A 21,037-nucleotide genomic window follows, 5' to 3' on the forward strand; every position below is an offset into this window, starting at 1 on the left:
AAGGGCGCGGTGGTTAGTGGTTGGGGTGTGAGGTGTGAAATGACAAGTGAGAAATCAGTAATTCCACATTCCACATTCCACATAGCCATTCTCTCCCTCCTCTTGCTTGCTGCCTGTGGGGACTTTATGGAGCCGGTGGAAAGCACTCCGGAGCCCACCGCCTACGAGTTCAACTACTGGCTGATCAACCAGACCTACCTCTACGAAGAAGAACTGAAAAATCTTCCCGAAACGGGGGACAGCATCCCCCTGTTGTACGAATCGCTCAGCGACCGATACACCCGCTACTACCCGCCCTCCAAAAGCGAGGCCGCCGAAAACCAGATGAACACCTCCATTGTAGAAGGCGATCTGGGCATGGAATACCTGGTCATCTACACCGAAGGGGATGACCACCCCTACCCCATCTTGATATCGAGAGTCTATGCCGATAGTCCTGCCGGCAGGGCCAAGATTCCCCGCTACGGACGGATCATTTCGGCAAACGGCATTTCAATGGAGGGTTACAACTCCAAGATGGTGTATGATTCCATTGTCGCCTACAGTGCCGATGTTTCGCTCACGATTTTCTTTGACGACAGCCTGTTTCAGTTTGACCTGACCAAGGAAACGGTTTACGCCCCTACCGTGTTTTTGGACACCATCGAGGGAATCACCTTCGTAACCATCACCGAATTCAAGGAATCCACCGCCGATAGGGAGAATGGCACCTTTGGCGAGCTTAGGGCATACCTGGATTCTACGGCTGGTGTTTCCGAGCCCAGGGTGTTAGACCTGCGGAACAATCCCGGCGGGCTAATCAGCCAGTGCCTGCCTGCCGCAGACCTCTTTGTAAAAGAAGGCCTCTTGTCTAGGCGGCAATTTGTAAGCCTAACCCCCGACGGAAAAAGGACGCACCAGTCCCTGGATGTTTTGGCAAACCCCGGCGACTTCGGCGAAAACGGGAAATTCCTAATGCTTGCCAACAGGGCTTCGGCCTCCTGTGCCGAAATATTCATCGCCGCAGCCAAGGAACAGGGAGGCATTCCCCTGGCAGGCGAAACCACCTTCGGCAAGGGCATAGGGCAAAGCCAGTGGAAGACCCTAGAAGGTGGGCTTGCCGTCATTACCAACCTGGAATTCTACACGCCCAAGGGCAACAGCTATCACAAAAAAGGAATCGCCCCCGATATGGACTGTCCGGAAGGAGCTTCAAGGACATGCGCCCTAAATGCCGTCAAAACCCTATATGGTAATTCACCCAAGACACAAAGTGCCAAAATGTCTGTGGCAGAGCGTGCCATCAAGGAATCTTTGCTGGCCTCGACAAAAACAACTATTCCTGCAAAGAGTTTCGACATGGGTGGCGCTTTGGATTCCGTCGTCCATTTTGTAAATTATCCCTATTCACCGTAGGTCGTTATGAATTTCAAGAAAATTTCACTTTATAGTCTTGTTTCTGTTTCACTTGCGCTATGGACTGGTTGCACGGTCAAGCATGCCGACAGCGAAATCGCAATGCCCGACGAAGAGGAGGAAATTCCACAGGAACTTACTGTCGCTGAACAGGAACTGGTCGAAAACCACCAATTGCTCCATTTCTTCTTTTTAAACGCCAATCAAAAGCTTGGCGACATCAATAGCTATAACGGTCACGGCGAAGATGCGGGATATTCTCCCGACTATTATGAATTTCCAGACGTCTATTATATGTATAGCCAAATGGACGACAATTATACCAGGTATTTCGGGCCCTACTATGTAAGCAAATACGATTTGGATATGGCATCGGAGCCCATATACAGTATCGCCGTTTCCGTACAGCCCGCCGATTCCCAGCTGGTAATCACCCAGGTGTATCCTAACGGTCCGGGCGACAAGGCCGGACTCAAGGCTGGTGACACCGTACTCTACGTGGGCTCTACCAAGCCCGGCGACGAAAAGAGTTTCGAAAAGCTCACCTCCGGAAGCGAAGGGGACAGTATTTCCTTTAAAATCTTAAGAGGTAGCGACACGCTGGATATCTCGGCGGAACTTTTCTGCTACCTTGAGCCAACCGTGCACATCAGCTATCATGATTCTATCCCCGTCATCAAAATCACTTCCTTTGAAAATTTCAGTGGCATAAGTTGCAACGAGGCAAACTCCGCCAGCGAAGACAGCACCAAAGGAACCTCGGACGAAGTCAAAGCGGCTCTTCAAGCCACCAAAGGAGCCGCCATCATCGACCTGAGAGGTAACCCTGGCGGTGCCCTTGACGCATGCCTTAAAGCTACCGAGCTATTTCTTTCCAAAGGAGACACCATCGGATCTCTCGAATACACGGAGATTGCACCCGACGAAGTCAACCAGATGATCCTTTCAGACCGCATGGTGGCCACCGAAGACGGCGTTGCCAAAGGGCGGTACTTTGTATTTATGGCAGACACCAATAGCGCAAGTTGCTCAGAAACCATGCTCATGGGCGTCACCAATACCACTCAGGCTCCCATTGTAGGCATGCTGACTTACGGAAAGGGAATCGGGCAATACAACATACCGACTAGTGCCGGCGGACTCAGCATGATTACCGCCATGAAACTTTACGACAAAAACGACATTTCGTACCACGACAAGGGTATCGTACCGGACTACGATATCCCCGACTCTCTAAAGGCCCTGGACAAGGCGGTAGAAATTGCCAAACTCGGAAAAGAAAAGAGAACCAAGGGGTATGGCGCTGAAAATCAGGGTCACTTCGAGAACTCCCTTGCCAAAAAGGCATTTTCATCAAAGGAACCAGCCAGAGGCGGGGCGTATAAGGTGATAAAGAACCCGCTGATGAAGTAGTGAGTAGTGAGTTATGGGTTATGAGTTGTGAGTTATGAGTTGTGAGTAATGTGGGATGGGAAATGAATTCGTCATCCTCACGCAGGTGAGGATCCGCTTACTGCAATCTAGCAGATCCTCGCCTTGATTCGACTTCGCTCACCACAGGTCGCGAGGATGACATCCCTCAAAGCGAAGCGACCTCAAACCCCTAGCCCCTAGATCCTAAGCCCTAAGCCCTATTTCACCACCCGCATGTGGACCATCACGTCGGTAGTGTCGTTGGCACGAACCGCCGGGGCCGCCTGCGTGAGTTCTATCTGCTTGCGGATTTCAGCCACCTGCTTCTTGAGTCGGGCAAGACGGGCGCCTTCTAGCTTGGGCGTTGCAATCATAGTCTTGCTCAGAGGGTTTATCCAGGCGCCATTTGCATCCTTGAATCCAAAGTGCAGGTGAGGCCCAGTGCTGCGGCCCGTGGAGCCTACACGACCGATGGCCTGGCCCGGAGACACCTTGGCCCCGACAGCGACACCCCTAGATTGCAGATGCATATACCAGCTTACAGAATTGTCCCTGTGCTTAATGGCAATCTTATTTCCGCTCAGATCGTCGTACCCAGACACGGTTACGTTACCTTCGGCCACGGCATGGACAACAGTTCCCGTTGGAGCACCATAGTCCACGCCATAGTGAACCTTGCGCTGACCCGTAATCGGGTGAATACGGGAACCAAATGAACTGGTGATACGCAGGTGTTCCAGCGGATAGCGGAGTCCATCAAAGACCAGGGCGTCGCCCGCTTCGGTATAATGGGCGTTATAGGAACTCTTGGGATCTTCGTCCTCGTAGCGGAAGGCCTCGTGATGGCCAACGTTCCTGCCGTCAAATTCAGCGTAGATAACCTTACCACTCACCCAGATGGAATCCTGGTAGTAGGAATCTTCCAGCAATACGCGGAACCTGTCTCCTGGGCGGGCCAATGGGAAGGCCACCTTGCACTGCAGCACCCCACTCACTATACCAACCATACGGCCAGGAATACCAACCTTGAAAAGGATACCGTTCAGAGTGCTATTCTCTTCAAGCATGCCCTCGTAAAAAGACTGCTTCTTGACTACAGGTTTCTCAATAAGTTGATAAACATAACCCGTATCCGTTTTGCTTACCAGATGAACAGTTATGGGGTTGGGCGCATAGCGGAAACGCTGTACCCTATTAGTCGAATCTACGGAGACATAAAAAATTTCGCCAACGCGGAGCTTGAATTCCACACTGTCTTGCATGGCGGCATAGACGCGGCCCAAGTCTTCTTCGCCATGGCTTACCTGGGCCTTAAGCCTTGTAAACAGGTGGAAAGGGCCCTCCCCCGCGCGGACCGTGTCGCGAATGACTCGGACATTTTTGACAAGGGCTTCGGCCGAGGCAATTTCTGCATTCAGGGAGTCCACTCGGCTGCGGAGAACTTCCCGCTCCGTCTTTAAATTCTGGATAATTTCTTCTTCGTTACAGGCGATTAACGGAAGAATAAGGAATATGGAAAGTGCGAAGCGCAAGAAAAAGTTCATGGAGTAAATATAAAAAATCCCCTGCAAAATGCAGGGGAATTCAAATCGTCAAGAAATACGATTACTGAGCAGCAGCCGGGGCAGCAGGAGCAGCAGCGGGCTGTGCGGCAGGAGCCGGAGCTGCAGCGGGCTTAGCGGCGGGAGCGGCAGCAGGCTGAGCTGCAAGAGCAGCGGCAGCAGCAGGCTTAGCAGCCGGAGCAGCTGCGGGCTTAGCGGCAGGGGCGGGAGCTGCGGCAGCGGGCTTGGCTTCAGCCTTAGCAGGAGCGGCCTTCGGGGCAGCTGCGGGAGCAGCGGCAGCGGGCTTAGCTTCGGCCTTAGCAGGAGCAGCTGCGGGCTTAGCGGCAGGTGCGGGAGCAGCGGCAGCAGGCTTGGCTTCAGCCTTAGCGGCAGCGGGAGCTGCGGCAGGAGCAGCCTTTTCGGCGGGCTTAGCTTCGGCCTTAGCATCTTCCTTAGCAGGTTCAGCAGCGGCGATGGCGTTAGAAGGTGCGCCCGGAGCGTGGGTATCAATCAGTTCCATCTCGAAAATCAGCATGCTGTTGCCGGGAATCTGCGGGCCACGACCGCGGGGGCCGTAAGCGAGGTCGCTAGGAATCCAGGCGGTGACCTTCTCGCCCACCTTCATGAGCTTGAGCATTTCGGTCCAGCCGGGGATCACGGCGCCGATGGGGAACTCCAAGGGTTCGCCACGATCAACAGAGCTATCGAACTTGGTGCCGTCCAGGAGAGTGCCGGTGTAATGAACCTTCACCACGTCGGTATCGGAAGGAGTCACGCCAGTACCTTCGGTAATCACCTTGTACTGGAGTCCACTTTCGGTGGTCACCACGCCTTCGGCAGTCTTGTTCTGAGCCAGGAAGGCTTCGCCCTTGGCCTTGTTCTCGGCGGCGGCGACGCTATCCTTACGGGCCTTTTCGGCCTGGCGGGACTGGGAAAGTTCGGTCAATGTCTGGAAAATGGTGGAATCGGCCATCAGGTACTTGGCGCTATCCTGCTTGTAGCGTTCCACAAAAGCCTGGATAAAGAGGTCCAAATCCAAATCGATGGAATCGCGGGCCACCAGCTGGAACTGGGCTTGGTTTCCGAAATGGGCACCCAGAGCATAGCTATACTTATCCTTTTCGGTGACCAGAGCGGTCTTGGTCTTGGGGCCCTGGCACAACTGATCACAACCTGTCAAGAGCAGGGCAAGAGCACCTGCAGCAACAATCACTTTTTTATTCATAAGTTGTCCTCTTCTTTTGAATTGACCCCCATAAAATAGCAAATCCTGCGAAAAAAGGGACCTAAAATGCTAAATTTTACTTATAAGTTTTCATATATTGTGTAAAACGAGTTTTTCAAGGATTCTATATGTGCGGAATAGTCGCCTATATCGGTCAAAATGAAGCTCTTCCTGTTCTCGTGGGCGGTCTTAAGAAGCTGGAATATCGTGGCTACGACAGCTCGGGGGTATCCCTTATCGACCACGGGAAAATCAAGACCGTCCGTGCTTCCGGTAAAATCAGCGCCCTGGAATCCAAGCTCAAGGAAACTCCCGTCCAAGGAAACATCGGTATCGCCCACACCCGCTGGGCCACCCACGGTGCCCCTACCGAACAAAATGCCCACCCCCACATGAGTTTTGACGGGAAAATTTCCATCGTCCACAACGGCATTATCGAAAACTACGCGAGCCTCAAGGCGAAACTTATTGAAAAAGGCGTCACCTTCAAGTCCGAAACAGATACCGAAGTGGTTGCCCACCTGATTGCCAAGAACTACAACGGCAACCTGAAAGAGGCAGTCCTCAAGGCCCTTTCCCTTATCGAGGGCACATTTGGCCTTGCGGTGATATGCAGCGACGAACCCGACACCCTGATTGGCGCCCGCCGAGGGAGCCCCCTGATTCTCGGTATCGGGAACGAAGGTGAATTTTTCTTGGCCAGCGACGTGTCCGCCATCATCAACCACACCCAGAAGGTGGTGTACCTGGACGACAACGACGTGGTGGAAATCAAGCGGAGCGGATACTCCATCGTGAACATGAACAGCCACGAAGTGACCCGCGACATCCAAGACGTGGACTTTGACGCCGAATCCATCGCCAAGGGCGGGTTCGCCCACTTCATGCTGAAAGAAATTTTTGAGCAACCCGAAGTGCTCAAGAACACCATGCGCGGCCGCCTGCTCATCGCCGAAGGAAACGCCAAACTGGCAGGCCTCGACACCAACATCAAGGAACTGAGAAACATCAACCGCATTATCATCACCGCCTGCGGCACCAGCTACTATGCGGGCATGGTCGGCGAATACATGATAGAGGATTTGGCCGGTGTTCCCGTAGAGGTGGAATACGCCTCGGAGTTCCGCTACCGCAACCCCATCATCAAGCCGGGGACCTTGGTCCTCGCCATTTCCCAATCCGGCGAAACCGCCGACACACTTGCGGCATTGAAAGAAGCCCAGCAAAAAGGCGCTACCGCCCTTGCCATCTGTAACGGTGTGGGTTCCACCATCGCCCGCACCAGCGACGGCGGCGTGTATCTGCACGCAGGTCCAGAAATCGGTGTGGCCAGCACCAAGGCATTCACCAGCCAGGTGACGGTGCTTGCCATGATCGCCCTCTTGCTCGGCCGCCAGCGTAGGCTAAGTTTCGAGACCGGAGCAGACATCGCCCGAGCTCTCACTGAACTCCCTGCCCTGGTAGAAGAAACCCTCAAGCTTTCTGACAGCATTGCCGAAATCGCCAAACAGTACGTGAAGGCCAACAACTTCTTGTACCTGGGTCGCCACTTCAACTATCCCGTGGCCATGGAAGGAGCCCTGAAGCTCAAGGAAATCAGTTACATCCACGCCGAGGGCTACCCCGCCGCCGAAATGAAGCACGGCCCTATCGCCCTCATCGACGAGAACATGCCCGTGGTGGTCATCGCCCCCAAGGACGCCCTGTTCGACAAGGTCATCAGCAACGTGCGCGAAATCAAGGCCCGCGGCGGCCGAGTCATCGCCGTCACTACCGAAGACTGCAAGCCCCTGGACGAATTTGCGGACCACCTGATCAAGGTACCAAAAACCATCCCCATGCTCATGCCTATCGTCACTTGCGTGCCGCTGCAGCTTTTGGCCTACCACATCGCCGTGCTCCGCGGAAACGACGTGGACCAGCCGAGGAACCTGGCTAAGAGTGTGACGGTGGAATAGGCCTTCGGCCAGTGATTAAGCTAGTCATCCTCGCGCAGGCGAGGATCCGCTAGAGAACTTGCAAGCGGATCCTCACATTCGTGAGGATGACGAAAAAAAATGATTTATTTTTCATATCTCACTACTCACAACTCATAACCGACAACTGAAAACTCGTAGCCGAATTTCTTTTTCTACATTATCTCACAATGACCGATATCGAAGAACAGGAAGATTACGAAGTACGCATCGGGTCCTTCAACGGCCCTATGGATTTGCTTTTGTACCTGGTCCAGAAAAAGGAAATGTCCCTGGACCAGATTCCTATCGCCGAAATTGCCGACGATTTTTTGATGTGGGTCAACAAGATCGGAGTCACCGACCTTTCCAAGGCGGGCGATTTTCTGTACATGGCGAGCCGCCTCATGGCCCTGAAGGTCCAGGAGCTGTTGCCTGCCGAAGAACGTGACCCGGCCATCATCGAAGAATACAACGAAGACCGCGAACAGCTCATGCGGGAAATGCTGGAATACCAGCGTTACAAGCAGGTGGCAGGCGGCCTCCAAGAGATGGAAAGCGAGAACTACGGCACCTACAGCCGTGGCCGCCTGGAAAAGACCCAGAACGACGACGAGACCCTGGCCGATGCAAACATCTGGCAGCTGTTCCGGGCCTACCAGAAAAGCTTAAAGACAAAGATTTCGGAGACCATCCACCATATTGAACTGGACTACGTGACCATCCAGGACCGTCAGCAGGCCATCAACAACTACCTGAACGTCCATGGCCGAGCCCTTTTCGAAGACCTGCTGGACAACGACAGCCACCCCATCGTGGCGGCGGTGACTTTTATGGCCCTGCTGGAGATGATCAAGACCGACGAGCTGGTGTTCCGCCAGAGCGAACTCTTTGGCCCCATCTGGATCTACCGCAAAAAGAACAACGAGGAATACGCCGAAGAAATGGCCCACGAGACGGTGTTCCTTTCCAAGGATCCGGACGTAAAGCCCGGCCTTGTAGAAGAAATCCGGCGGGAGGCCACGGCACGCTCCCAGGCTGGGAGCGTGGGCGACATCGCTGCCGTGATGCGCGAGGCCCTTTTATGGGCCAGCCGTGGCCGGGACGTAACCGAAGACGACCTGATAGCCATGCTGGAAGGCCGGGAAGACCTGAGCGAAGTGCAAGAGGACCCCTTCGGAGACAAGGACGACGACACCCCGGCAGGTACTGCCTCCACGGAACAGCCGCAGGAACCCGCACCGTCCGTTGAACAGCCTGTGGAGCAACCGCAACAGGCGCAACCGACAGCGGATCCTCGCCTACGCGAGGATGACGAAAAAGGAACTGCTCAGGATGGCGCCGCCGGCGTCACTCCGGACCTCGGGCAAGACGTCATTCCGGGCTACGACACGGAACCCGGAACCCCTGTCGAACATTCTACTCCAGAGAATAACGAAACATCCCAAGATGACGAAGGCCCCGTCGTTTACGGAGCCTAAGAGTAAAGGCTAGATGGCGTGTCGGAGCACGCCATGACGTTTAACTTTTTCGTCATTCCGGGCCATGTACAAAACGTCACTCCGGACCTCGGGCAAGACGTCATTCCGGGCCACGACCCGGAATCTAGATGGCGGCTCATGGCCGCCATGACGTTTAACTTTTTCGTCATTCCGGGCCACGACCCGGAACCTAGACTAGATTACTTCACAATACCCTTGCCGCGCTTGGCGCCCCACATGTCGGTCTCTTCGGCCTTACTGGACTTGGCCTTGCCAAGCTGAGCAAGTTTCACGAAGGAGGAAAGCTTCGCGATATAGGCACCGGTACCCACCAGGCGCTTCTTATCGGAAAGCATATTCCAAGCAATGTAGAAGTTTCCTTGGGTAGAGCGGCAATCCTTGCCTCCGAAGTACTGCTTGTGATACTTTTCTTCGTTCTTGCTGTCCAAGCAGTAAATCTTGTCGCTCTGGCCAGCAACGTACGTACCCAAGTTAGTATAGTACTTTACATCGTACTGGAAGTACACATCAGCCAAGGCTTCTGGGTGTTCGTTGAAGAACTTCTCCGTCACAGAGTCCTTGCTCATGAACGATGCCATGTCAGACTTCACGATAAAGCCTAAGGTGTTAGGATACAGAGCCGCAATTTCGTCCTTACCCATAGTGGTAGGAATCGTGAACACCTCCACAGCAGGCGTATTCTTGGCGTCGATATCCTTGTTCATGGTAGCAAGCTTGATAGCCGACACTTCTACGGAGTAGTCGCCCACGATGGTCACCCAAGGAGACGGAAGTCTCTTGGTGGAGTTGTAGTCCGTGGGAGAATTCCAGTGCATGGCGCTATCACCAGCAACACGCTGGGCAACATCACTTGAAACATTAGCTGTATCACTCCACATCCAGGAATCGGCGCGGAAACGGATAAAGTCTCCCAGACGCGGTGTGGGGTTCTTGGTGCTCTGGGTCTTGTCGAACACCAAGGTCAGCTTTTCGGAACCAAGTCCGCCGGGGGCTGCGTTAGCCGTAGGCGAAGCATAACGGGCCGCCTCGGCCACTTCCGTCGCAGAGTTCATATAGAAGGTGAAGGGAGCCTTGCTATTGGTTTCGTCAATCATCTTTACCGGTTCTGAGAGCGTCACCGTCAAACGGTTCAGCTGTTCAGAGAAGTTGTCCACACGAGCAGAAACAATCACGGGAGCCATACGGTCGGTAATGCTACCGTCGAAGTGGCCCTTGGTAATCTTCTTACGGTCTTCGTAGGTGGCAAAGTTCAGAACCTTTCCGCGGCCGTATGTCTTTACCAGAGACGAGAAGGTAGAATCCGAAACAAAGGAAAGAACGCTGTCACTCTTGTTGCCGTTAGCCTTGTACTTGGCCATGAAAGTATTGTAGATTGTCACGGAGTCGATCATGTAGGAGCACGCCACGGCGGTATCCTTCTTGGTCTTGGAGAATCCCTTCTCCACAAAGTTTATTTCTTCGTAAACGTTTTCATCCCAGTCGATACATATCAAGAACGGCAAGGAGTCCTTGTAATCACCCTGGGGGTTCGGAACGAAAGGCCTGTCGTAGTGGATAACGATAGAGTCGCCCTTACCGTCCAGGTACTCCTTGGACTGCGAGTAATAGGGTTCAGGAATGCTGATGGCGCCCAAAGAAGCACCACGGACGTCGAACATATCCACCAGCTGCGGGAACGGTACCGGCGGCTTGCGGAAACGCAGGTTGGTATAAGAGGACAGGCTCAGGCCCTTGGCATCTTCGGCAGTCGAAATCGTGATATAAGCCGTGGAATCCATATATTCCTTGCGGGAACGAATAGAAATCACATAGGCACCGTCGCCGAGAGAAATGGCATCGCCAGGCATAGTCACACCGGCAGAAGCATCAGTCATAGTCAGAGTCATCTGGCAATCCGTGCAAATCTCATTGGTAGCCGGGTTCACAATCAACACATACAGATCCACATCGGAACCAATCCAGTGGAAGTATTCGTCGCCGTCCAAGCTATCCGGGTCACCCGCAATCGGGTGTTTCCAGGCCGTCACCTTTCCAGTAGAATCAACGGTCACCGGTTCGGCAAAGTCCAAGCGCGGAGCATAGAACTTGATCTTGGCCTGGGACTTCAAGGACACCGTCTTTTCTTCGGGGTTTGTCGTCAGGCCATCCAGTCCTTGATAAATCCAAATGGTATCAATACCCGATTCACCAATGGTCTTGGGCCAGGTTATGGGCGTTTCTCCGGTCTTGGTGGCATAGGCTGTCATGCCCTTGTCCAGCACCAGAGTGTACTTCTGGCCAACAGCACTCAGCAGGTCTACGCCGCCATCGGCAAAGGCAGATACATACACCGGCACGCGGCTACCAGCCAGGCCCTCGCCTACGAAGGTCCACTTGGAGCCCGACGCATAGAAGGGGCTCTTTTCGTCGCCGGCATTCACCGTATAGGTAGAGGTCTGGGTCATCACATCCAGGTTACCCTTGATGCGGAAGTTGATGTAGGTACGAGCCTTTTCGTCAAGATTTCCACTCAAATCGTAGAAATCAATCACCAGGCGGTAGCTACCCGGAGCCAGTCCGTTAATCTTATCGGTATTCACAATGGGCTTGAACGGGTTACCGACATCGATACCGCCATACTGCCAGCCAGTTTTCGCCTCAAGAGTTGCAATTTCCTGACCTGCCCTAGTAGTAATCTTGTACTTCAAGGTACCATACTGCTTGATAGCCTCGTCGCAGGCATGGACAGTTCCACCATCGCCACCACCAGCCTGGCCAAGAGCTACAGAGGCACAGGAGCCATCACCGCTCTTGTCGTAGCAGACGCTATAACTCGTCGTACCGTCAGAATTCTTTTTACCATTGGCGTTCAAGCCGCTGGTCTGCTTGATGAACATGTTGGTCTTGATAATCACGTTACTCATGGTGGTTCTGCGGTCGCAGAAGAAAATATCCAAGGAGTAGTCTTGTCCAGGGACCAGGAAGCCGGCACCATACGTGGTGTTCAAGTTTTTCAGCACCACATGCCCCGGAGCGGCAAGGTGTGCACCGCCGTTATCCACGGCAAGCCTCTTGTTGATGAACACCCAGATGTCGTCGTCACCACGGAAGGTGAATTCCTGATCTTCACTGTAGGTGAAGGTGGCATGGGATTCAAAGCAGAAGTGCTGGTTACGGGTTTGGCTACCCCAGCGGCCACCACCACCTGCACCCTGGTCCCAGTTCCATTTAACGTAGCCGGCATCATCAGAGATGAACATGCCTTCGCAATCCACACCGCCAGACCAGCCAGGGCCGTTGCACAGGTAGTCGAGGTTCGTGATTCCCGGATATTCAACCGTATACGTCACAGGGCCTTCGGCATTGCGCTTTGTACGGCACGCCGGGCACTTTTGCGGACTTATGGAGGTAATCACGTCATTACCGGCGGTAGTCGGAGTTTCGTCTTCACGGGGAGAAAAGCCTCCTATGACGGTTCCATTCTTAACATGGTCGGAATCAAACGCCCAACGGCCATCGGCGGCACGGGAGAAAGGCATGTTGTAGCACACCACCTCGTTCTTGCCTGGAGAATAATTGAACAGCGTTGCAAAATCAGCTTCACTGGTGAAGCAAGTCGGTCCATTGGACCCACTCATGTTAAGGTGAGGTTTGTCGTCGGTGCCTAACTGATCCTGGACAATACCATGATGCACGCCAACACAATTTGTCGCCCGCGAACTTGAAATACCCTGGTACTCCGAGAATAGGTCATTCACGCTCACATCAGAGTCATAGATAATAGCAGCAAGGTCGAAGGAGCAGACACCGCTTACGCCGGGGTCCGTCACAAACAGGCCCTGGGCATCTTCCATACCCTCAGGCCATTGTGAATCGTCCGGGATAAAATACAACCTGTCCGTTCCAAGGGCTTCCAAAATGGATTTCAGTGGCAAAGGAGTCGGTTCAGCTTCGTTGCCCCACAAGCCCGTGGCGCCAAGCTTCTCATCGGGCTTATTCTTGAGGTACACTAGCACTTCGTCGGGGACCTTGCTCTCTTCAAAGACCATCATCATCCAGCCGCACATATCCGGGGCCGTCGTCATCTGCACACCAGCGCCACCGTTGGCACTGACCATCATGTTGTCGGACTGCCACTCCTTGTCGTCGGGAGTAAGCACGTAGAGATACTTGGCAGAAGGCGGAACCGTACCCATATAGGTCTTAGGCGTGGCGCTCAAAGGATCCTGTGCAATGAAGATGGTATTGCCAGCACCCGGGCAGGCAAAAACAGCATTGTTCGTAAGAGCGTTCTGAGGAGCCTCGCCAGCACCGACTGACGTTTCCCATGCAGTTCTAGATATCATGGAAATGCTACCCTGCGTAACACTGCTGAGAATACTGAAGCTAGTCGCACCGTTTTCCTGGTGGCCGATACCGCTCAAGTCAAACGTAAAGTATCCATCTGCATCTAGGGTAGTGGCATGACCAGCTTCTGCTGCAGAACAATTTCGTGTACCAAAATACGCCTGAGTCCAACTAGTAGGGGGCTTAAAGCGCACTGTTCCCGCGCACTGAGCGTCTGCAGTGCCGCTAAACGCACCTACAGTGACCAGCAGTACCGGTAAGACCTTTCCAAACACGTTCCCTAATCCCGATATGGAAAATCTTTTTGACATAGATTTTTCACCTTTTTAATATGCAACTAAATGCGGCAAGCATAAACTCGCCACATAATACCCCCCAAAATCTATTCTTTTATTATTGAAAAAGCAAACGAAAAAATGAAAAAAAAAGGCAAATTTCAAAAATATGTGACTTATTACAAGGCAAAAGGCTCCCTGCAATATCTGCGGGAGGCCTGTTTGTAAAAATCTGTTAACCGAAACTATTCTGATTACTCAACTTCGTATTCTACTTCACAGACCGTGTTGCCGTGGAAGTCGAGGCGGAATACATGGGTACCGGTCTCAGTAGATGGAGTATACTGGTACCAATCCCCATTTGAATATCGGCTCACTGCCTTATCAGCGACTTCTTCATTGTCGTGATATAGAGTCATATTCAGCGATGCACCAATGACATTCGCATCCCAGTTACCAAAGCTTGCTCCAGGAGTAAAGTAGTGCGTATGGTCCCAACTGTGTTCAGTCAAAGCGCAACTCGTCGAGGTAATCGCGGGATATGCGGTCGTAACGGAACCGGCGCAAACCTCCTTACCCCCATAGGTAACTGTATAGTTGTACGCGCCAAGCGCATCGGGGACTTTAATTTTACCACTATAGCCATTCCAGCGATCAACACTCAAATTGGAGGTTGTACCATCCAGCGTAAGCACCATTGTTGCACTACCACCCATAGCATCTGTCCAGCCAGAGCACTTGGCCATGTTGAACTGGACAGAACTTCCAGGCATTACGGGCGTTCCCCAGGAACATGTCGTAGTCAAGGTAGGGTATTCCACCGTCACATTGGCAGAGCACACTTCCTCGCCATCCACGGAAAGAGTATAGGGATACGCCCCCAAATCGGTGGGTGCAGTCAGTTCCGTAGCCGAATTGTTGGTTCCGTTGGCAACGGAAATGGTCTTGGAAGAACCGCCACCGGCCAAAGTCATGCTCATGGTTCCGGTAACACCCGTTACATTGTTAGGCTTAAAATAGAAGGTTTGTCCAGGAACCACACTCATAGATGCCTTGTTGGCATCGTAATTATGCTCACCAACATTACACGCCGCCCCCGGCAACTCCGAAGCCGACACCGAGTTGCAGGTGGGGCTCATAGTCATGCCATCGCTATTGGTGATGGTGACCGTCGGGGCATATGTCCCGACACTCTTGAGGGTCATGCTGGCAGACGCTTCCGTTCCCGAAGCACCGCCCGCCCACGCATAGGTGAAAGGCTCTGCACCGGTACAACCACTAACGGACCAGGTCACATCCTTGGGCTTGGAAGAAGACACCACCACGGATGTGGATGGCGTTGTACAAGTACAGCCGCTCACCTTGATGCCAGTCACTTCCACCTTGGACTGGCACTTGACCTCTTTCTCCGTGGCAAGCCCCTTGTTTATCACCACCATGGCGCCATAGGATCCCTTTGCGGCATAACTTACACTGGGCGTGGCATCCTTGCTAGTCGTTATGGAGCTCCCTTCGTCAAAGGTCCAGTCGTAGCTTTCGATGGTGACTGTCGAATTGATGGCCACATACTTCCAGATAGTAGAACCACCCCTCTCTACGCTGTTGGGGGTCGGGCTGCAGATTCCGTTGACTATAGGTGTCGTTGACTTGGAAGACGAGGATGCTACCGTCGTGCTGCTACCGGGATTCACGGCAGAACAGCTGGACGCTACCGACGAAGTATCAGCCTTTATCGACGAGGAGCTAGGGATTACAGGACCCTTCTGGGCAGACGAGGAGCTCCCCTTAGCAGAGGAATCTGCAGCAGAACTGGTCGCTTCTTCTTGAGCTTCGCTAGAACTGAGGATCAGCTCGCCGTTGCCGGCGGCCTTCTCCATGGCGGCCACGCATTCGGGGTCGTCGTTACAGGCGGCCATGGCGTCGGGAATGAGGTTCGCCATGCCGTCTTCGTTGAATTCACCATAGTTCAATAGGGCCATTTCGTCTTCTAGGCCTTTGGCCTCTACGGCACCCATGTCGCAGGCCCACAAGATAGCCACTACGCATACGAAAAATACGCTTAAAAACACCCGTTTCATAAGCAACTCCATACCCTATATTACACCTAAACCTTAATATATACTTTTTTTTACCAACGTAAACAAAAATTTTGATTTGTTGATAAAAAACACAAAAAAGTGCAAAAAAAACCTCCCGGGGAGGGAGGGGGCGTCTGGCTATATGGCGTTGCTACGGTTTGCTAGGAGATTCCTTGGCCTTTTCCGCTGCGATTTTCCGAGCTTTTTCGATTAGGTTGGCCGGCACGCCAAGGGACTCCAGAATGTCGATTCCTTTGGCAAGACCTTTGGCAAGACCTTTGGCAAGGCCTTCGGCACTAGCTTTCTCACAGGCTTCGGCACAGGCTTTTTCCGTGCCACGACGTATGCCGCTGGCAATAATCGTATCTATCTCTTCCCGCGTTACCATGTCCTTCTCCTGCCTCGTCAAGAGTTCGTCGTCTGCGTTGTCCACCCGGATGCGTTCCAGGGCCTCCTCCAGAATCTCGTTGCCAAAATGCGGCAGTTCCTTGCCATCGCCGGCGTGGTTCAGCAGGTACAGCCAAGCGTCCACGGATCCTGAGACTTCGCTTTCGGATTTCTTGAACTTGGGCAGACTAATCATAATATACTTATTTTTCCCGAAAACGGGTGCCGCACTGCCTTTTTTTAGCGCATTGCGACTATATAGCGCCCATTCGTCTATGTATTCATCATTACCGTAGTCGCCCGAGTCAAAGTCGCAAATCCAGATGGAGACCGTTTCCGGAAGCTCGTACCGCTTGCTTTCTCGTATATCCCTGGGAAGTGCCTGGAACTCCTTGGTCCGTTCCATCTCCTGCTTGCCCTTGATAATCAAGAAAGCCTTGTAAAGAACAGCCCTGTCGGTAAAGAAGTCGTGTTCGGCCTTCTGCATCTCTATGTCGATAAAGCGTCCTGTGCCCGTGGTGGCGAAGATATCCAGGATTACCTTCTTGCTGCGGGCAGAACGCATCGTTATGGTCTTGTCGAAGGTGAAGGTGAGGTTCTTGATTTTGTCGTCGCCTTCCAGTTGCAGGACTCCGTCCAGAAAATCCTTGAGGGCGCTTTCGCTGTCAAAGAGTTCCTTGAAGCCCGTATCGTATCTAGGGTCCAGATAGACTTGACCCTGTAGCGATTCGGGGATAGGTCTCTTGCGGACGGGTTTGGTTTTTCTTTGCCTGTTTTTTCTCATAGCGTCTTAATCCGGGTGCGCCCCGGTGAACGGCGAGGCGGAATGCCCCGTACTGTATAAGACGCTTTTTTGAAACGAAAAAGGCCCTGTAAAGAATCTTTTTACAAAGTGAACAAAAAAGACCCTCCCGGGAGGGAGGGAATGAACTTTTTAAGGGTAATGCCGAATTACCAGCAAGATATCGAGTACCCATCACAAGCGGACATCACCGTGTATGTTCCGGGACTTGTATCCACCTGTAGGTTCCAACCGACACTCTGACTGACTCCATTAATTTCAACAGAACAATTTCCATTACCCTGAGGAGGCGCAATCTGCATCTTTTGTGAACAAGAATGGGTAACCGTATATTCCACATTTGCCTTTAACGGATCTGAGTAAGGCAACGTAATCTTGTCTTCAGGATTATTACCATCAATCACCTTTGGCGACGGGCAAGTAATGACGGTATCCGATTCCGCCGTGCTTACAGTAACCTTCGGCGAAAGCGGCTGCTTTTGGGTAAACGTATACTCTGCAGTTGTCGCGGTTCCAAGGTTATTATCCCACTTATATCCTGTAATCGTTTCATTGTTCTCATCTATACAAGCAACACTCCAAGCCCCCTTTGCAGGGTATTCTATACCTGCTATATCAACAATCGGCGTTGTCGCTTCGCATGAGCACCCCTTGATGGGCAGACCGTTCACCTTGACAGAACCACAATCAATGGTCTTATCCCCAATTTTCAGCGTTGCAGAATACCTATCCGCCTTGGTGTAGGTGGCCGTCGCCGTATTGGTCTTGCAGGGAGCGCTAGCCGTCCCTTCGGTTGACCCTGTCATGGTCCATTCACAGGTAGCGGCATTCACCATGTTGTTGTAATCCATCACCTGTTGTACGCTAGAACCAGCAGGCAGGCTAGCCTTGGTGAACGTCCAGGTTACAGAGCCCCCCTTCTGGATAGAGGCCGGAACGGGAGCGCAGGAACCGTCGGGCTTGGTGCCGTCCGAAATGACTGCACTAGACGGTGGCGGATTGTTGCCACCGGAGGCCGAACTGCCGGTGGGGGTTGACGAAGTGGAAACCGGACCGGAGTTGGTGCTGACAGGTCCCGATGCGGAACTCTTCGGGGCCTCGCCGCCTTCACCACCTTCCCCGCCTTCGGCGCTGCTCTCAGGCGGAACGTATTCGGCACCTTCCATCTTGGCTGCGCAGGCCTCGTCGGCAGCGCAGTCAGCCATGGCCTGGTTCAACAGGGTCTTCATGTTGCCCTCGTCACCTTCGGCGAACGGGGGGCCGTAGTTCAACAGGGCCAGCTCGTCGTCGCCGCCCTTGGTAATCACATCACCGTCACCGCAGGCCCAGAAAGCCGCAGCGGCAACGCCCAAAACAGAAAATCCCACAAGAAATTTCTTGTTCATAATAAACCTCTTTGAGGTAAATATATGCTTTTTCAGGAGAAATTTCTAGTAAAAAGTTTCAAATAAAAGCTCACAGCGAGTGTTTTACGCTTTTACGTGAGCTATTTCCCGCTTTTTTGTAAAGCGGGATTTACCTTGTACCGTAACGATGGTTCAACCCATATTTCCAAAGAGGCAAAAAACAGGGAACATCTTTACCTTTTTACCATAAAGCCATCACAAAATTGAAGTCTCCTACAGGATACATATACATAGTGCAGCTAGATCCATCTTGATACCCTGTTTGTAATCCTGAAAAGCCTCCAGTTTTCAAGGATTCCGTTTTTTTCTCGCCACTGCAGTCAGTGAAGTATATCTTCTGTTCGTTTCCACTCCAGTTTCCACCTTGAACAGTTGCATTGTAGCCCTTAGAGGCTTTTATGCTTATCGCATAACACTGGTTAGCCGTGACTGCAAATTCAATTTGGTTTCCATCAAAATTCTTCGCCGTGCTGTTGCCAGAATTGCACTTGAAGGGAGTATTGTCTATAATGGTCGCTGCAGGGCAAGAAACGATAGCCGAATTGCCATCGGGATTTTTGACCGTCGCAGAAACAGTGTAGGAACCCAGTTCAGTGAAACTCGCCGTGGCGGTCGCCCCCGAACCAGTCGCACCGGTCCAGCTATAATCAAACCTTTCCGCCTCCCTGCCTAGACCGTCAACACTTGAGCACCCGGTAATTTCCCATTTAACCGTTACAGGACTGCCATCCTTCAAGTCGGCACTAGACGGCGTGTATACCGGAGCCCCGCAAGTACACCCCGTAACCTCCGGGCCCACCACGGTCAGCTTGTTGCAGGTGATGGCCTTAGACTCTCCATCGATGGTCAACTTTGGTGTGTAGACACCCGTTTCAGCGAACACGGTAGTGGGCGATTCCTCCTCGCTGGTAGTAATGTCGGCCCCAGTAAAGCTCCAGCTATAACTTTTGGCGGCCTCACCGTTGGTCCTAAACTGCCACTGGATAGGCGTCCCCTTGACTACAGTCGTTACACCCCCTGCTGGTTGGCAATATCTGAGCACCACACCTGCAATGGAGGAATTGCTGCTGGTGGCTACACTTGCAGAAGACGTTTCCGGCACATCGCCAGACCCGCCCTGGGAGTCTGAACTGACCGTAGATATAACGGGAGCTCCCGCAGAGTTGATAACGATGCCACGAGAAGAACTGGAGCGTGATTCCGTCGCGGCGCTGCTTTCTTCGAGGACCGCTTCTGAGCTGCTGCTTTCTTCTTCGGGAATGTCCAATTCTCCATCGGCATTCTCCATGGCGGCCTTGCAGACGTCGTCGGCTTCGCAGTCCTTGATGGCGTTGTTCCTAAGGGTCCACATGTTACCGGTATCGCCTTCCACAAACGGAGGGCCATAGTTCAGCAAGGCAAGTTCGTCTTCGCCGCCACGAGCATCTACGGTGCCATCTCCGCAAGCCCAAAAGGTTGCGGTAACCATAACTACAGAGGAAAAAAAGATAAAAGGATTCTTACCCATAACCCATACTCCCTAAATTACCCAACCATAAATATATATTTTTTTTTACGAATAGAAGGCGCAGGCAAGGACCCGCTATCAAAAAAGCGCCTGTAAACAAAATTTTCAGGCATATTTCGCCCCAAAGAAACGTCTTATACATAGACGGGACCTTCCCCGTCTGCGATACGGGCGCGTTCCCGCATTTTTGGAATAAAAATGACAAGAGAGGAATTCCTCGCCATGGTCAAGGACGTGCACGAGCATCCCGAACACCTGGCGAAATACCGCAAGAAGTACAAGAACGTTTACCCGTTCAGCGACGGCATCTTCAAGATGCTCATGGCGAACGAGGCCAAGCCGCAGCGCACCGTAAAGTTCCTGAACGCCATGCTCGGGCTTACCGGACGCAAGGCCATCAAGACATACACCCTCGGGGTTCCGGAGAACCCTGGTGTACTGAATGACAAGACCGCCATCTTCGACATCTACGGCACTACGCAATCCGGTGAGCCGGTGCTTATCGAGGTGCAGCAGACATTCAACAAGCTGTTCGTCGACAGGCTCATCTACTACACCGGCCGCGTCGTCTCGCGCACCGTCAAGAAATCGCAAGATTACAAGTTGCCACACATCTACGTGCTCTCGCTTTTGACCGAGAACCAGTTCCCGAAGGAACCGGACACCTACCTGCACCATGCGCAAATCGTGCGGAATCGTCGCATTTTCTACAAAAAAATGGACATCTATCTGGTCGAAATCGAGAAGTTCTTCGCCATCGACAAGCGCACCTCACCGTGCAAGCGCGAAGCGACCGACAGGGCCGAAATGCTGCGCCTGTTCCGCGACGTGCTCGAGGAAAATGATATCCCCGAGGAAAAGCTGAAGAAACTGCTTGACAAGGACTTCATGAAAGATGTATCTTTAGTGGGGTACACCGACGAGACACTCCTGAACGAGGTTGACGGGATGACGAATATTATTTACGAAAAACAGGGATCATATTTGCAGGGTGGCGAAGACAAGGCGAACGAAATCGCCCTCGCGATGCTTGCCGAAGGCGATTCCGTTGACAAAATTGTCCGTGTAACCAAGCTCCCGAAGCAGGAAGTGGTCAAACTGAAGCGGCAAGCCGCGAAAGAACTGGCCACAGCGTAGCTCCATTGTCATCCCCGACTCGGTCGGGGATCTCCTAGCCCCCCTTCGTCATCCTCGCGGAGGCGAGGATCCGTGTACATCCCTCCAG

General features: G+C 52.8%; 11 protein-coding genes and 1 pseudogene. 5 read left to right on the forward strand and 7 right to left on the reverse strand.

Features of this window, described 5'->3' with window-relative positions:
- The first annotated feature begins 39 nt into the window (after positions 1-39).
- Positions 40-1,395 (forward strand): peptidase S41, encoded by a 1,356-nt coding sequence (locus tag IKB43_06060; GenBank protein MBR2469700.1) that lies wholly within the window; start codon positions 40-42, stop codon positions 1,393-1,395.
- Positions 1,396-1,401: 6 nt separating this feature from the next.
- A complete protein-coding gene (locus tag IKB43_06065; protein MBR2469701.1) occupies positions 1,402-2,808 on the forward strand; it encodes a PDZ domain-containing protein in 1,407 nt (468 codons plus the stop codon).
- Positions 2,809-3,026: 218 nt separating this feature from the next.
- On the opposite strand, the gene IKB43_06070 is transcribed toward IKB43_06065, so the two are convergent.
- Together IKB43_06070 and IKB43_06075 are read right to left on the reverse strand one after the other, a co-directional pair.
- Entirely contained in the window at positions 3,027-4,352 is a 1,326-nt protein-coding gene (locus tag IKB43_06070; GenBank protein ID MBR2469702.1) for a M23 family metallopeptidase, read from the reverse strand.
- 61 nt (positions 4,353-4,413) lie between these two features.
- On the reverse strand, positions 4,414-5,574 hold the full coding sequence (locus IKB43_06075) for an FKBP-type peptidyl-prolyl cis-trans isomerase (GenBank protein MBR2469703.1): 1,161 nt from the start codon (positions 5,572-5,574) through the stop codon (positions 4,414-4,416).
- Positions 5,575-5,702: 128 nt separating this feature from the next.
- On the opposite strand from IKB43_06075, the gene glmS reads away from it, so the two are divergent.
- Entirely contained in the window at positions 5,703-7,532 is a 1,830-nt protein-coding gene (gene glmS, locus IKB43_06080) for a glutamine--fructose-6-phosphate transaminase (isomerizing) (protein ID MBR2469704.1), read from the forward strand.
- A gap of 188 nt (positions 7,533-7,720) precedes the next feature.
- Positions 7,721-8,713, forward strand: a pseudogene (locus tag IKB43_06085) (segregation/condensation protein A).
- Between the two features lie 497 nt (positions 8,714-9,210).
- On the opposite strand, the gene IKB43_06090 reads toward IKB43_06085, so the two are convergent.
- From IKB43_06090 to IKB43_06110, 5 genes are all read right to left on the reverse strand, one after another.
- Positions 9,211-13,668 (reverse strand): fibro-slime domain-containing protein, encoded by a 4,458-nt coding sequence (locus IKB43_06090; GenBank protein MBR2469705.1) that lies wholly within the window; start codon positions 13,666-13,668, stop codon positions 9,211-9,213.
- Positions 13,669-13,886: 218 nt separating this feature from the next.
- Positions 13,887-15,671, reverse strand: coding sequence for a hypothetical protein (locus IKB43_06095; protein MBR2469706.1), 1,785 nt, complete (start codon positions 15,669-15,671; stop codon positions 13,887-13,889).
- Between the two features lie 190 nt (positions 15,672-15,861).
- On the reverse strand, positions 15,862-16,881 hold the full coding sequence (locus tag IKB43_06100) for an Rpn family recombination-promoting nuclease/putative transposase (GenBank protein ID MBR2469707.1): 1,020 nt from the start codon (positions 16,879-16,881) through the stop codon (positions 15,862-15,864).
- A gap of 167 nt (positions 16,882-17,048) precedes the next feature.
- Positions 17,049-18,284 carry a hypothetical protein gene (locus IKB43_06105; protein MBR2469708.1) on the reverse strand — a complete coding sequence of 412 codons (1,236 nt, stop codon included), beginning with the start codon at positions 18,282-18,284 and terminating at the stop codon, positions 17,049-17,051.
- A gap of 202 nt (positions 18,285-18,486) precedes the next feature.
- On the reverse strand, positions 18,487-19,773 hold the full coding sequence (locus IKB43_06110; protein ID MBR2469709.1) for a hypothetical protein: 1,287 nt from the start codon (positions 19,771-19,773) through the stop codon (positions 18,487-18,489).
- Between the two features lie 237 nt (positions 19,774-20,010).
- On the opposite strand from IKB43_06110, the gene IKB43_06115 reads away from it, so the two are divergent.
- Positions 20,011-20,949 carry a PD-(D/E)XK nuclease family transposase gene (locus IKB43_06115; GenBank protein ID MBR2469710.1) on the forward strand — a complete coding sequence of 313 codons (939 nt, stop codon included), beginning with the start codon at positions 20,011-20,013 and terminating at the stop codon, positions 20,947-20,949.
- Positions 20,950-21,037 lie beyond the last annotated feature (88 nt).

This window comes from Fibrobacter sp. (assembly GCA_017503015.1).
Taxonomy (GTDB): Bacteria; Fibrobacterota; Fibrobacteria; order Fibrobacterales; family Fibrobacteraceae; genus Fibrobacter.

Coding starts and splice junctions, on each gene's coding strand:
- IKB43_06105 (MBR2469708.1), bottom strand. CDS start 18,284: ATGAACAAGAAATTTCTTGTGGGATTTTCTGTTTTGGGCGTTGCCGCT.
- IKB43_06060 (MBR2469700.1), top strand. CDS start 40: ATGACAAGTGAGAAATCAGTAATTCCACATTCCACATTCCACATAGCC.
- glmS (MBR2469704.1), top strand. CDS start 5,703: ATGTGCGGAATAGTCGCCTATATCGGTCAAAATGAAGCTCTTCCTGTT.
- IKB43_06065 (MBR2469701.1), top strand. CDS start 1,402: ATGAATTTCAAGAAAATTTCACTTTATAGTCTTGTTTCTGTTTCACTT.
- IKB43_06100 (MBR2469707.1), bottom strand. CDS start 16,881: ATGAGAAAAAACAGGCAAAGAAAAACCAAACCCGTCCGCAAGAGACCT.
- IKB43_06075 (MBR2469703.1), bottom strand. CDS start 5,574: ATGAATAAAAAAGTGATTGTTGCTGCAGGTGCTCTTGCCCTGCTCTTG.
- IKB43_06115 (MBR2469710.1), top strand. CDS start 20,011: ATGACAAGAGAGGAATTCCTCGCCATGGTCAAGGACGTGCACGAGCAT.
- IKB43_06090 (MBR2469705.1), bottom strand. CDS start 13,668: ATGTCAAAAAGATTTTCCATATCGGGATTAGGGAACGTGTTTGGAAAG.
- IKB43_06070 (MBR2469702.1), bottom strand. CDS start 4,352: ATGAACTTTTTCTTGCGCTTCGCACTTTCCATATTCCTTATTCTTCCG.
- IKB43_06110 (MBR2469709.1), bottom strand. CDS start 19,773: ATGGTTACCGCAACCTTTTGGGCTTGCGGAGATGGCACCGTAGATGCT.